General features: G+C 62.8%; 8 protein-coding genes. 4 read left to right on the top strand and 4 right to left on the bottom strand.

Going from position 1 to position 14,013, the window contains the following annotated elements; all coding sequences use genetic code 11:
• Positions 1-71: 71 nt before the first annotated feature.
• Positions 72-1,109: a LacI family DNA-binding transcriptional regulator gene (locus N2600_RS29890; RefSeq protein WP_260299615.1), complete on the top strand. Its 1,038-nt coding sequence runs from the start codon at positions 72-74 to the stop codon at positions 1,107-1,109.
• Between the two features lie 33 nt (positions 1,110-1,142).
• Here N2600_RS29890 and N2600_RS29885 read toward each other — a convergent pair whose 3' ends face one another.
• Complete coding sequence (locus N2600_RS29885; protein WP_260299614.1) at positions 1,143-2,435, bottom strand: MFS transporter; 1,293 nt, start codon at positions 2,433-2,435, stop codon at positions 1,143-1,145.
• A gap of 142 nt (positions 2,436-2,577) precedes the next feature.
• Complete coding sequence (locus N2600_RS29880; RefSeq protein WP_260299613.1) at positions 2,578-3,777, bottom strand: multidrug effflux MFS transporter; 1,200 nt, start codon at positions 3,775-3,777, stop codon at positions 2,578-2,580.
• 270 nt (positions 3,778-4,047) lie between these two features.
• Here N2600_RS29880 and N2600_RS29875 point away from each other — a divergent pair, with 270 nt between their 5' ends.
• Positions 4,048-4,788: a TetR/AcrR family transcriptional regulator gene (locus N2600_RS29875; RefSeq protein WP_170262628.1), complete on the top strand. Its 741-nt coding sequence runs from the start codon at positions 4,048-4,050 to the stop codon at positions 4,786-4,788.
• Positions 4,789-4,828: 40 nt separating this feature from the next.
• On the opposite strand, the gene N2600_RS29870 is transcribed toward N2600_RS29875, so the two are convergent.
• Both N2600_RS29870 and msrA read right to left on the bottom strand, forming a co-directional pair.
• Entirely contained in the window at positions 4,829-5,269 is a 441-nt protein-coding gene (locus N2600_RS29870; RefSeq protein WP_017968559.1) for a response regulator, read from the bottom strand.
• A gap of 230 nt (positions 5,270-5,499) precedes the next feature.
• Positions 5,500-6,204 (bottom strand): peptide-methionine (S)-S-oxide reductase MsrA, encoded by a 705-nt coding sequence (msrA, locus tag N2600_RS29865; protein ID WP_260111925.1) that lies wholly within the window; start codon positions 6,202-6,204, stop codon positions 5,500-5,502.
• A 198-nt stretch (positions 6,205-6,402) separates the two neighbouring features.
• Here msrA and N2600_RS29860 point away from each other — a divergent pair, with 198 nt between their 5' ends.
• Positions 6,403-11,871, top strand: a complete 5,469-nt coding sequence (locus N2600_RS29860; RefSeq protein ID WP_260299612.1) for an alpha-2-macroglobulin family protein — start codon at positions 6,403-6,405, stop codon at positions 11,869-11,871.
• Positions 11,868-13,946: a penicillin-binding protein 1C gene (gene pbpC / locus N2600_RS29855; protein ID WP_260299611.1), complete on the top strand. Its 2,079-nt coding sequence runs from the start codon at positions 11,868-11,870 to the stop codon at positions 13,944-13,946. The genes N2600_RS29860 and pbpC overlap by 4 nt, the downstream gene beginning before the upstream one ends.
• Positions 13,947-14,013: the final 67 nt, after the last annotated feature.

Here is a 14,013-nt window from a genome sequence, read left to right as displayed (position 1 = left end):
GGCTTTTCGCAGGCGCCATCCTGTGGCAAGAAAGGATAAACGCGATCCGGTGGGGAGGAAAATCGTCGAACATGAAGGGAATCCGCCAGCTCGCCGAGCATCTCGACATTTCGATCGGAACGGTGTCCCGTGCGCTGAACGGCAAGCCCGACGTCAACGACGAAACGCGCCGGCGCGTGCTCGCCGCCGCCGAGGAGCTCGGTTACGTCGCCAACCAGTCGGGCCGCAGCCTTCGCCAGGGCATGACCAACGTCATCGGGCTGATGCTCGAGGTGAGCCGCGAGACGGTCGAAAACAGCGACGATTTCTTCCTTGGCGTCACTGACGGGCTGCAGAGCGTCTTTTCCCGCCACAAGCTCGATCTCGTCATGCTGCCCTGCCCTGATGACGAGGACCCGCACGAATATCTGAAGCGCATGGTGGCGCGCCGGCTTGTCGACGCGTTGATCATCTCTGCGACACGACGCACCGACCGGCGCATCGAACTTCTGGAGAAGGCCCGCATCCCCTTTGTGGCGCTCGGCCGCAGCGCGTCGGGCGGCAGCTACACCTGGGTGGATCTCGATTTCGAGGGCGTGGCGACGCACGGCGTCGACCGGCTGGTCGCCAAAGGTCACCGGCGGATCGCCGTGGCTGTCCCCTCCTCCGACATCAATCTCGGCTACCTCTTCCTCGACGCCTACCGCCAGGCACTGCAACGGCACAGCATCCCCTACGACCCGGCCCTCGTCATCCGTGTCAAGTCGAGCGAACAGGGCGGTTATCAGGCCGGCCATGAATTGCTGATGATCGCGCAGCGGCCAACCGCAATCATCCTGATCCATGAACTGATGGCGATCGGGCTTTACCGCCGGCTTGCCGAGGCCGGCATCGTGCCCGGCCGTGACCTCGCCATCGTCGGTTTCCGCGAGGAGCCGCGCACGCTTTTCTTGCAGCCGACGCTGACTTCCTTCCGCATGTCGCTGCGCGATCTCGGCGCGCAGCTTGGCGAAACCCTGCTCGCCACCATGCCGGCCTATGCCGATCATTATCCGCAGGGGGCCCGCAACAGGATCTGGCCGCTGGAACTCGTTCCAGGCGAAAGCGACGCTTTCACGCTGCCGACCTGAAGCCCATCGCGTAGATACTTTTGGGTGTCTGCATCAGACCCGGCTTGGAGCCGCCGGATGCTCCCTCTGTGACAGCTGACGCGTGACGACGAAGACCAGCAGGGCGCCGAACGCAAGACAGGCCGAGAGAAAGAACATCGGCGCGATCGTGCTGCCGCTCTCATCCTTGATCCAGGGCACGACGTTCTGGGCGACGAAACCGCCGAGATTTCCAACCGAATTGATGGCGGCAAGGCCCGCCGCAGCCCCCGCGCCCTTGAGGAAACGGGAGGGGAGGCTCCAGAACACCGGTTGGGGTGCGAAGATCCCTGCAGCGGCGACGCAGAGGAAGGCGAATTGCAAGGTGTGGTTCGGGATCAGCGCCGAGAGCAGCAGGCAGGCGGCGCCAATGAAAGCGGGAATGACGATATAGGGCGTCTTCGATTGCGCCTTGTCGGCCATGGCGGGAACGGCATAGAGCGCGATCGCGACCAGCACCCAGGGAACGATGTTGAGGAACCCGTTCACCGTGTTGCTGACGCCGAAAGCCTTGACGATCGTCGGCAGCCAATAGCTGAGGCCATAGGCCGAAAGCGGAAAGGCGACATAGCAGAGTGCCATCAGCAGGACGCGCGGGTCGATGAGCGCCTTGAAGGCGTTTCCGGCATTCTCGCCCATGCCGGCATTTTCAGAGGTGAGCCTGCGTTCGAGCCAGTCCTTCTCCTCGCTGCTCAGAAAGCTTGCACTTTCAGGCCGGCCGGGAAGATAAAAGAAGGTGACGATGCCGGCGATCACAGCCGGAACACCGGTCGCCAGGAAGACCCACTCCCAGCCGGCAAAGCCGTAGAGACCGTCGAGATCGAGCAGTATGCCCCCGAGCGGCGCACCGACGGCATTGGCAATCGCACTGAAGATCATGAACAGTCCGACCATCCTGCCGCGATAGGCCGAGGGAAACCACAGCGTCAGCAGATAGAGGACGCCGGGAAAGAAGCCGGCTTCGCAGACACCGAGCAGGAAGCGCAGGATATAGAACATCGTCGCGTTCTGCGTGAAGGCGAGCGCGATGGTGACGATGCCCCAGGAGACCAGAATGCGGGCGAACCAGACACGGGCGCCGAGCCTGTCGAGGAAAAGGTTGCTCGGCACCTCGAAAAGAAAATAGCCGATGAAGAACAGCGAAGCGCCGAGACCATAGGCATATTCGCTCATTCCGAGGGCATCGACCATCTGCAGCTTGGCGAAACTGACGTTCTGCCGGTCGATATAGGCGATGAGATAAAGGATGCCGAGAAACGGCATCAGCTTCCAGGTGACTTTCGAGATCAGCCGCTTCTCGTCGACCATAAGTTATCCTCCGGTATGACCATGCTTCGTCATGGCGTAGATAGCGCAGCCTGCCGATAATCAATTGCACGTTGCATTTTCTCCAGGGCCGCGACCGGATCATTGGGTCGCACCCGGACACCGGGTGCGACCTGTCTTGAGATCATTCGGCAGCGGCGACGGCGGCGCGGCGGCCGATCGTTAGCTGCGTCAGCGCGAAGGCTGAGAAGGCGCAGAGCGCAATGCCGACGGCCATCGGAACGGCTGTTCCGTCGAAAAAGACGCTCGATATGACCATGGCGACGGCGGCGATCACGAAATGCAGCGTACCCATCAGCGACGAGGCGGTGCCGGCGATCTCGCCGTGATCCTCAAGCGCAAGCACTGCGCTCGTCGGGATGACGAGGCCGAGGAAGCCGTAGCTGATGAACAGGAAGGTCGCCAGCACAGGCAGCTGGTTGAAGCCGGAGGCCATCACCACCGCCATCACGACCATCGCAAGCGCGTAAGCGCTGACCGCAATCCGCATGACGCGCACGAGGCCGAAACGCTCGCCGAGCCAGCCCGTCGCCTGCGATACCGCGAAGAAGGACACGGCGTTGATCGAGAAGGCGAAACTGTATTGTGTCGGCGTCAGCCCGTAATGCTGGATCAGGACGAAGGGCGAGTTGGCGAGATAGACGAGGAAGCTCGAAATGCCGAGGCCGCCGATGAAAGTCAGCGTCAGGAAATTGCGGTCGGTTAGCAGAAGGCGGTAAGCCGCCATGGCGCTCTTCAGACCGCTGCCGTTGCGTTCGTTCGCCGAACGGGTTTCGTCAAGCTGGGTGGCGAGCAGGACGAGGCCGATGAAGGCTGCGATGGTCACAGCCCAGAATACGCCGCGCCAGCCGTAGAACTCGATGACGGCGCTGCCTGTCAGCGGCGCGAGGATCGGCGAGATCGAGAAGACCAGCATCAGCAGCGACATCAGGCGCGCGGCCTGCACGCCAGTGTGCATGTCGCGGACGATGGCGCGCGGAATGACCATACCGGCAGCACCGCCGATACCTTGAACGAAACGGAAGGCGATCAGCGTTTCGATGTCGGTTGCCAGCGCGCAGCCGATCGAGGCGATGGCGAATAGGCCGATGCCGAGATAAAGTGGCAGCTTGCGGCCCCACATATCCGACAGCGGACCATAGACGAGCTGGGCGAGCGCAAAGGAGATGAAGAAGGCAAGAAGGGTAAGCTGGGTGACGTTGTTATCGGCATGCAGGTCCTGGCCGATGGACGGCAGCGCTGGCAGATACATGTCGATGGCGAAAGGCCCGATGGCCGACAGAAGGCCGAGAATGAGGGCAATGCGAAAGAAGGGAGCCGTCATAATGGTGATCTTTCATAATAGCGCAGCGGAGGTACCGGATTGTCGCTTCGCCGCATTGTTCTGAGGGCGCCGTGCGTCCTCTCGGAGGCACAAGGGACGCTCTAACACTATAAATCTACGCATCGTGCTTTCCGAAAATCGGTTCCGATTTTCGGGCCGATGCGCCCGTTCAATGATAATCGTTCGCGCGAAGACGAAGTTGGGAGCTCATATCTCAGCTGGAACCAGGAGTGTCAACAAATTTGGACACGGATGTAAAAATAGACGCCATTGTCTAATACGTCAAGACGTCTTATCTTCGATCGCATGAAAGATCGCATGACACCGGCAGTCCGGATGACAGGGCATACGCAGCGTGGACAATGCGCCAAGCGCATGTCGATCCTCGATGCCGCGGCCGACGTATTCTGCCGCCAGGGTTTTGCCGGCGCCAGCATCGACGAGATCGCCGCCGTCGCCTGTGTCTCGCGCCAGACGATCTACAATCACTATCGCGAGAAGGAAACGCTGTTCGTCGCCGTCGTCGAGGACGTCATGAACCGCGCCAATGCCATGCTCTTTTCCGTGTTGTCGACCTTTCCTGATCGTCCCGACAATCTGGAAGACGAGCTGACGGCCTTCGCCGTGCGCCTCAACAAGAACTGCATCTGCAACCACGACGGAAAATTTCTGCGCAAGTTGGTGCAGACCGAGGGCGAGCGATATCCGCACCTCTTCGAAGGCTGGCGCCAGCAGGGGCCCGGCAAACTGACCACCGCACTTTCCGCACTTTTCGCGCGGCTTGCCCACAAGCAAGCGCTCGTCATCGATGATTTCGACGTTGCCGCCCGGCAATTCGTGGCGCTCGGCAATGCCGACCTGCAGATGATGATCCTTCTCGGCGCCACGCCCACCGATGAAGAGCTGGAAAAGGCGGCGCGCAACGCCGTGCGTACCTTTCTCAAGGCCTATGGCCGGGCAGAGGCTGAAAAGACCGGCCATCCGCCGCAGCTCGCAGCCATATCAGGCTAACCAGGACTTTCAGATAAAACCGGCAGATCAAGCCGGCCGATCAGGCAAAGATCGTCATCTGCGCGGGCACGACCGCGAACATGCCGACACGGCGCGCGGCAAGATATTTCACCAGCTGCTCGACAACCGAAGGCATCACCGGCTTCTGGACCACGCCGACGGCGCCCTTGACGCCGTCAGCCACCACTTCGGGATTGCCGGTCATGAAGACGACGGCAATGCCATGCTCCTGCGCCAGCCGTCGGCCGATCTCAGGCCCGGTCGGGCCATCGGCGAGATTGACGTCGACGAAGGCGATATCGGCAAGCGGCGCCAGCCGCAGGGCCTGCTCGCGACCATTCGCAAGGCCCGCAACTCGCATGCCCATGCCTTCCACCGTCGCCTCGAGATCGAGCGCGATCAGGAATTCATCTTCGACGATCAATACTCTCTGTTTCATGAGATCATCTCGCTGCCAGCGCCGCACGACATTGGTGGCCATGATACGTCCCTTTGGTTACGCCTATACTTCTAACGAGTGATCCGCTCCGACAGCCTATCCCACGCGAAACTCACGGTGGTAACGGGCAACTCAACGATATGTTCCGCCGTGGAACGCCGTTTTTTGCATTTAAGATATTGTTAACGTTGATAAATTCTTAAGTGCACAGAGGTGGCGCAGAAAGGGCGGCACCATTGCCGCCTCGATAATGCCAGCACCGATAGGGTTAATCAGCCTTTGACCTTCATCACCAGGACCGGTTTGCCGCGGTAGTCGGCGGGAAACAGTGACTTCAGGTTCTCGATTTTCGGCAGGTCGTTGTAAACGATATAGGGATAGGTCGGATTGAGCGTCAGGAAATCCTGATGATAGGCTTCGGCCGGATAGAAACCTGCGGCTTCAGAGACCTTGGTGACGATCGGCTGCGAGAAGACATGCGCCTTGTCGAGCTGGCTGATATAGCTCTCGGCAACCTTACGCTGCTCTGGATCGGCAACGAACAACGCCGAACGGTACTGCGTTCCCCGGTCCGGGCCCTGAAAATTCAGCTGCGTCGGGTTGTGCGCCACCGAGAAGAAGATCTGCAGCAACTTGCCGTAGCTTACCTGTTTCGGATCGAACTTCACCTGGACGGATTCGGCGTGGCCCGTCGAGCCGGTGCTGACGGTTTCGTACTGCGCCGTTTTGGCGTCGCCGCCGGCATAACCGGAGACGGCGCTCTCAACGCCCTTCACGTGCTGGAAGACGCCCTGGACGCCCCAGAAACAGCCGCCGGCGAAAATGGCGGTCTCTGTGCCTGGCCCGGCCGCCTCGTCGACGGACGGCGGCGGGATGACGACGGCATCTTCGGCCGCGCCTGCAGCACACGTACCGAGCGAGAAAATGGTGGCTGCAAGGAGCGCGGCAAGGCTCCTGCGGTGGGAAGACGGGGACATGGCACTACCTCCTGCGATCACCCAAATCCTTGCTCATCCTTGCAAAAGCCGCAAATCACAAGGCGGTCACTCACGCCGATGTGACAGCCAGACGAAAGCGCCTGTGTGAAGATGAAACAGCGCTCAACCTGAGTTGACAATCTCGCGAGGAGTGAGGAGAGTGCCGCCGGTCAGAGCCAGCATTTCCGGGGGGAACCTATGTCCGTGCGCTCGTTCTTCGCATTCGCGACAATCGCATTTTCCATGATCGCCATCAGCTTTCCCGCCGCCGCTGCGGACACCAAGCGAGACATCCAGACGATCAAGGACGCCGATTTCTTCGGCTTCGATCTTCGCACCGAACAGAACGTCTCGCTCGATCAGTGCAAAACCTCCTGCATCGGCGACAAGAGCTGCAAGGCCTTCACCTACAATCCCAAGGTGAAATGGTGCTTCCTGAAATCCGATTTCAAGACGATGAACGCCTTTCCTGGCGCCATCGCCGGCAAGATCGTCGAAACGGCCGGCCAGCAGGAGCCGGATATCGGCGCCGCGCCGCGCCCCACCTTCCTGACCAACGACCTCATTCAGCAGGCCCGCGACTTCAAGGACAATCTGGAGCTTGCCGACGACCAGCATGGCCAGAGTGTCGACAGCCTGACGGCCAATGCCCGCATCGACCTTACCGGCAACAACCTGGCCGACGCGCTGAAGTCCTTCCATGGCGCGCTGTCGATCACACCTGACGACGCTGATCTCTGGCTCGAAGCCGCCCGCGCCGCCGCTTCGCTGGGTACCGTCGATAGCAATACGAGCGGCCAGGCCGTGCTCGACGCGCTGAACGGCTACGAGCTGACTCGCACCAAGCCCAAGCGCGCCGAGGCGCTCGCCGTCCTCGCCGACGCCCTGGACCGAAACGCCAATTACCGTCCGGCGCTTGACGCCTACAAGGCGAGCCTGGCGCTGGTTGCCTCCGAAGACGTGCAGACCGCCTACCTGCAGCTGAAATCGACGCAGGGCTTCCGCATCACCGAACACACGGTCGATGCCGACAGCGCCACGCCGCGTGCCTGCGTCACCTTCTCAGAAGCGCTCGTCAAGACCACCGACTACACGCCCTTCGTGACGCTGAACGGCCAAGCGCCGAAGGCGCTGGAAACCAAGGACAAGCAGATCTGCGTCGAGGGGCTGACGCATGGCCAGACCTACAAGATCGCTTTCCGCACCGGCCTGCCGTCGTCGGTCGACGAGCCGCTCGACGCCCCCGTCAGCATCGACGTCTATATCAAGGACCGCAGCCAGATGGTGCGTTTCACCGGCGACAGCTTCGTGCTGCCGTCGACGGCGCGCCGCGGCATCCCGATCGTCTCGGTCAACATGGCCTCGGCCAACCTCAAACTCTATCGCATCGGCGATCGCGCCATCGCGCCGCTGCTGACCAATTCGCAATTCCTGTCCCAGCTCGACGGCTACAGCGCCCAGAACATCCAGGACCAGAGCGGCGAGCTCGTCTGGCAGGGCTCCATCGACATCGCCAATGAACTCAACAAGGACATCGTCACCAGCTTTCCGGTCGACGAGGCGCTGCCCGCGCGCAAGCCCGGCATTTACGTGATGACCGCAACGGCAGCAAACGGCCCCGCGCAGGAGTGGGATTCGCAGGCGACGCAATGGTTCCTGGTCTCCGATATCGGTGTCACCACCTATGCCGGTACTGATGGCCTCAACGTCTTCACCCGCTCGCTCGCTTCGGCAAAGCCGATATCAGGCGTCGAACTGCAGCTGCTGGCCAAGAACAATGAAGTGCTAGGCACCGCCACCACCGACGAAAACGGCCGAGCCACCTTCACCGCCGGCCTGATCCGCGGCACGGCGGCGCTGACGCCCGCCGTCATTACCGCCAGGAACGGCGCGTCGGACTACGTCTTCCTGGACATGACGCGCGCCGGCTTCGACCTTTCCGACCGTGGCGTGACGGGCCGCGCCGCACCCGGCGCGATCGACGTGCTGACCTTCACCGAACGCGGCATCTACCGCGCCGGCGAGACGGTGCATGCCCAGGCACTAGCCCGCGACACCGATGGCAACGCCATCGACAACCTGCCGCTCACCTTCATTTTCAGCCGTCCCGATGGTGTCGAAGACCGGCGGATCGTCAGCCAGACCAGTAATCTCGGCGGCTATAGCGTCGATTTCCCGACCCAGGAAAACGCCATGCGCGGCACCTGGACGATGAACATCTATACCGATCCCAAGGGCAGCGCGATCGCCACCAAGAGCTTCCTCGTCGACGATTTCGTCCCCGATCGCACCGACATGGAGATCAAGACCGAGGCCAAGGAAGTCGGCCCGGACACGCCGGCGACGATCACCGTTTCGGGCAAATATCTCTACGGCGCCCCGGCCGCCGGCCTGACGCTCGAAGGCGACGTCGTCGTCAAGCCGACGCGCGAGAGTGCGGCCTACAAGGGCTTCCTCTTCGGCCTCGCCGACGAAGAGGCGAGCGAAGATTCGCGCCTGCCGATCGACGGCCTGCCGGAACTCGACGAGAACGGCGAAGCCTCGACGGATCTCACCATCAGCGAACTGCCGGCAACGACACAGTTGCTGAACGCCACCGTCTATATGCGCATGCAGGAGGCGGGCGGCCGCGCCATCGAGCGCTCTTTGACCATTCCGGTGAAGAACGAGCGCGCTTCGATCGGCATCAAGCCGGAATTTTCCGACGATCTGCCGGAGAACGCGATCGCCAACTTCACGGTGATCAGCGTCAAGGCCGATGGACAGAAGCAGGAGACGAAGAGCCTGCGCTGGAAATTCTACAGCCTCAACCGCGAATATCAGTGGTATCGCGAGGGAACGGCTTGGAAATACGAGCCTGTTTACACCGCCGAGCAGGTCTCCAACGGCAGCGTCGACGCGACGATGGACGGCGGCAAGATCTCCGTGCCGGTGAGCTGGGGCCGCTATCGTCTCGAAGTGGAAAGCCCGGATGCCGACGGCCCGACTTCCAGCGTCGAATTCGACGCCGGCTGGTTCGTGACCTCGACCTCGACCGAAACGCCCGACGGGCTTGAGATCGCCCTCGACAAGGACAGCTACAAGATCGGCGAAACCGCCAAGCTCAAAGTCACCTCGCGCTATGGCGGCGAGCTGATGGTGACGGCCGGAACCGAAAAGCTGGTGGCGGTGCAGAATGCCACGATCGGCGAGACCGGCGGCGAGGTCGACATCCCCGTCACGGCTGATTGGGGTGCCGGCGCATATGTGACCGCCACGCTCTTCCGCCCCGGCGACGCGCAGGACAGCCACATGCCGATGCGCTCGATCGGCATCAAATGGCTGAAAGTCGATCCTGAACAGCGCGCGCTGCAGGTAACGCTCGACACGCCCGAAAAGATATTGCCGCGCGGACCGCTGAATATTGGCCTGCAGGTGGCGGGCGCCGGCGCCAACGAGGATGCCTATGTCACGGTTGCCGCCGTCGATGTCGGCATTCTCAACCTGACGCGCTACGAACCGCCGAATCCCGAAGACTGGTATTTCGGCCAGCGCCAGCTCGGCCTTGAAATCCGCGACCTCTATGGCCGCCTGATCGACGGCTCGCTGGGTGCGACTGGCAAGCTCCGGACCGGTGGCGATGGCGGTGCCATCGCGCTGCAGGCAAGCCCGCCGACGCAGAAGCTCGTCGCCTTCTTCTCCGGGCCGGTGAAGCTCGACGCCGAAGGCAAGGCCAATGTCTCCTTCGACATCCCGCAATTCAACGGCACGGCGCGCGTGATGGCGGTCGCCTGGTCGAAATCAGGCGTTGGCCACGGCGTCAAGGATGTCATCATCCGCGATCCTGTCGTGGTGACTGCAAGCCTGCCGAAGTTCCTCGCCCCCGGCGACAAGGCTAATCTGCGCCTCGACATCGCCAACACCGATGCGCCAGCCGGCGATTACAAACTGCAGCTGACCGGCAATGACGCGGTCGGCATCGAGCAAGCGTCCGCCTCGCAGACGATCCGTCTCGAGGCCGGCGCGAAATCCGAGCTGACGCTTTCGCTCATCGGCAAACAGCCGGGCGCCGGCAGCGTCTCGATCAACCTCTCCGACGCTTCCGGCCTCTCGCTCGACCAGAACCTCGACGTGCCGGTGCGCCCGGCCTCCTTGCCGATCACCGAACGCAGGGTGCTGGCGCTGAAGCCCGGGGCAAAGCTCACCGTCGACAAGAACCTGCTCGCCGACAGCGTGCTGCCCGGCGCCTCGATCAGCGTCAACGTCACCCGTTCTGCCGCCTTCGATATCCCAGCCCTGCTGATGACGCTCGACCGCTATCCCTTCGGCTGCGCCGAGCAGACCACCAGCCGGGCGCTGCCGCTGCTCTATCTCGCCGAAGTGGCGAAGCAGGCCGGCATGGAAAACGACGACGATGTGAAGAAGCGCGTCCAGGATGCGATCTACCGCGTGCTCTCCTATCAGGCCTCGGCCGGCAGCTTCGGTCTCTGGGGACCGGATTCGGGCGATGTCTGGCTCGATTCCTACGTCACCGATTTCCTGACGCGGGCCCGCGAAATGAAATACGACGTGCCGGAAAGGGCTTTCGTGCAGGCGCTCGAAAACCTGCAGAACACGCTGTCCTACACAACCGACATCAAGGGCCAGGGTGACCAGATCGCCTATGCCATCTACGTGCTTGCCCGCAACAAGAAGGCTGCGATCAGCGATCTGCGCTACTATGCCGATACGATGATCAACGACTTCCCGACGCCGCTCGCCAAGGCGCATATCGCCGCCGCACTGGCGCTCTATGGCGATGCGCAGCGTTCGAAGACCATTTTCCTCGACGCGCTGCAGATGTCGGAGCAGTCGATGGTGTCACGCGTGAACCTGTCGCGTACCGACTATGGCACGATCCTGCGCGATGGTGCGGCGATCCTGGCGCTCGCCGCCGAAAGCCGGCCGGTGCCGCCTGTCATCCCGGAGCTTGCCAAGGCCGTCACCAAGGAATGGGGCCGCAGCAAATATAAGAGCACCCAGGAAGAGGCCTGGATGCTGCTCGCCGCCCGCGCCATCCAGGGCGGTGACGACGGCCTCAAGGTCGATGTCAACGGCGCGCCGCACACCGGTGCCTACATGGCGAAGATATCAGGCGATGCGCTGAGCGACCATCCGCTGACGCTGACCAACCAGACGGGCGACGCGGTTTCGGCCGTCGTCACCACCGTCGCCGCGCCCACCGTGCCGTTGCCGGCCGGCGGCGACGGCTTCATCATCGACCGCACCTATTACACACTCGACGGCGAAGAGGCGAATGTCAGCGAGGCGAAGCAGAACGAGCGCTACGTCGTCGTCATCCATGTGCGCGAAATCAATGCCTGGCCGTCGCGCATCGTCATCACGGATCTGCTGCCGGCCGGCTTCGAGATCGACAATCCGAATCTCGTCGACAGCGCGCAGATGACGAATTTCGACTGGATCGGCGAGATCTCCGCCGCCCATAACGAATTCCGCTACGATCGCTTCGTGGCCGCCTTCAACCGCGCAGAAGGTGACGAGCGCGAATTCAACGTCGCCTATGTCGTGCGCGCCGTCACCCCCGGCACCTACGACCATCCGGCGGCAAGCGTCGAGGATATGTACCGGCCGGAGCTTTCGGCCCGCACGGCTACCGGCAAGATGGAGGTCGTGACGGCGCAACAATGAGGCGGTGGCACAAGTTTGCGATCGGGTCCGCAGCCGGCATCGTTCTTGCCGGTGCGGCTCTCTTTGCGCTCGATGCCGCCGACAAGACCTTTCCGCCGCCGCTCGACAGGGCAAATGCCGTCTCCGCCGAAGTGCTGGATGCCGACGGGCAATTGCTGCGTGCGTTTGCAACGTCGGAAGGCCGCTGGCGGCTGAAGACGGCGGTCTCCGACGTCGATCCGCAATTCCTGCGCATGCTGATCGCCTATGAGGATCAGCGTTTCTACGAACATGGCGGCATCGACCTCTGGGCGCTCGGGCGCGCTGCCGTGCAACTGGTCAGCAACGGCCGCATCGTCTCCGGCGCCTCGACGCTGTCGATGCAGGTGGCGCGGCTGATCGAGCCGCGCGAAGGCCGCTCGCTTTCGGCAAAACTGCTGCAACTGGCGCGCGCCGTGCAGATCGAACGGCGGCTGTCGAAGGAAGAGATCCTCGACCTCTATCTGACGCATGCGCCCTATGGCGGCAATCTGGAAGGCGTGCGCGCCGCAAGCCTTGCCTATTTCGGCAAGGAACCACGCCGCCTCACGGTCGCCGAGGCAGCCCTGCTTGTCGCCCTGCCGCAATTGCCGGAACGACGCCGGCCGGATCGCAATCTCAAGGCAGCCGAGGAGGCACGCAAGCGTGTCCTCGATCGGGTGGCGGTCGCCAGAGCCGTTGGTGACGGCGAGGCGGAACGGGCCGAAGGCGTCGCGGTCCCGCCCCAGCGCATGCAATTGCCGGCACTTGCCGCCCATGTCGCCGAAGCAGCACTGCGCAAGGAGCCTGATGTCCTCAAGTATCAGACGACACTGAAGAGGCAGGTGCAGCAGGGGCTGGAGGCGGTTGCGCGGGCAGCGGCATTCAAGCTCGGGCCGAAGCTTTCGCTTGCCATGGTGATGGCGGATGCGCAGACGGGCGCGATCGTCGGTGAGGTCGGCTCGGCCGATTATTTCGATGCCAGCCGCTCCGGCTGGATCGACATGACACGCGTGAACCGCTCGCCAGGCTCGACGCTGAAGCCCTTTATTTACGGGCTGGCTTTCGAACAGGGCCTAGTGTCCCAGGAGACGATCATCGAAGACCGCCCCGCCGATTTCTTCGGCTACCGGCCGCGCAATTTCGACATGAGCTATCAGGGCGACGTTACCGTGCGCGAGGCGCTGCAGCTTTCGCTAAATGTGCCGGCCGTCAAGCTGCTCGATGCCGTCGGGCCGTCACGGCTGATGGCACGCTTCCGCCGCGCCGAGGTACGGCCGGTCCTGCCGCCGAATGAGACGCCGGGGCTTGCGATCGGGCTGGGCGGCGTCGGCATCACCCTGAAGGATCTGGTGCAGCTCTATACGGCGCTCGCCGATCGCGGCCAACCGGCAAGGCTCGGCGACGGCGTCACCGGCGCACCGGGCAAGCTCGACGGCGAACCGCTGCTGGAGCCGGTCGCGGTCTGGAACGTCGCCGATATTCTCTCCGGCGTCATCCCCCCCGTCGGCGCGCCGCAGCGCGGCATAGCCTACAAGACCGGCACGAGCTATGGCTATCGCGACGCCTGGTCGGTCGGCTATGACGGGCGCTATGTGCTCGGCGTCTGGGTCGGACGGCCTGATAACAGCGCCGTGCCGGGATTGACCGGTTATGGTACCGCCGCGCCCATCCTCTTTGAAGGGTTCGCCAAGTCAGGCATCGCGACGACGCCGATGCCCCGCCCGCCTGCAGGCGCCGTACGCATCGCCCAGTCCGAGCTGCCGATCAGCCAGCGGCGTTTTGCCCTCAATGCCAGCGGCCTGCTCACCTCCGGCCACGAGGCCGCGCCTGAGATTATCTATCCGCCCGAGGGCGCGCATGTCGATCTCGGCGCTAGGCAAGGCAACCTGTCACCGCTGATGCTGAAGCTCCAGGGCGGCCGAGCCCCCTTCCGCTGGCTTGCCAACGGCAAGCCGCTGCCCGATCTCTCCCGCCGGCGCATCCAGCAATGGCTGCCTGATGGCGGCGGCTACTCGAAACTGACGGTCATCGACTCGGCCGGCCGCGCCGCAAGCGTCGGCGTTTTCATCGACTGAAGCATCGTTCTTTGCACGTCTGAAAAGACACGCCGGCCAGTAAGGGAACAAAAGCTATGCTGCAACC

Source organism: Rhizobium sp. WSM1274, from assembly GCF_025200775.1.
In the GTDB taxonomy this organism is placed as follows: domain Bacteria; phylum Pseudomonadota; class Alphaproteobacteria; order Rhizobiales; family Rhizobiaceae; genus Rhizobium; species Rhizobium leguminosarum_I.
The sequence above is the reverse complement of the archived record's forward strand: the minus strand, read 5'-3'. Positions and strand labels throughout refer to the sequence as shown.

Bases quoted from the DNA above. Each gene is read 5' to 3' on its own strand.
- N2600_RS29890 (WP_260299615.1), top strand. From the start codon at position 72: ATGAAGGGAATCCGCCAGCTCGCCGAGCATCTCGACATTTCGATCGGA.
- N2600_RS29885 (WP_260299614.1), bottom strand. From the start codon at position 2,435: ATGGTCGACGAGAAGCGGCTGATCTCGAAAGTCACCTGGAAGCTGATG.
- N2600_RS29880 (WP_260299613.1), bottom strand. From the start codon at position 3,777: ATGACGGCTCCCTTCTTTCGCATTGCCCTCATTCTCGGCCTTCTGTCG.
- N2600_RS29870 (WP_017968559.1), bottom strand. From the start codon at position 5,269: ATGGCCACCAATGTCGTGCGGCGCTGGCAGCGAGATGATCTCATGAAA.
- msrA (WP_260111925.1), bottom strand. From the start codon at position 6,204: ATGTCCCCGTCTTCCCACCGCAGGAGCCTTGCCGCGCTCCTTGCAGCC.
- N2600_RS29860 (WP_260299612.1), top strand. From the start codon at position 6,403: ATGTCCGTGCGCTCGTTCTTCGCATTCGCGACAATCGCATTTTCCATG.
- pbpC (WP_260299611.1), top strand. From the start codon at position 11,868: ATGAGGCGGTGGCACAAGTTTGCGATCGGGTCCGCAGCCGGCATCGTT.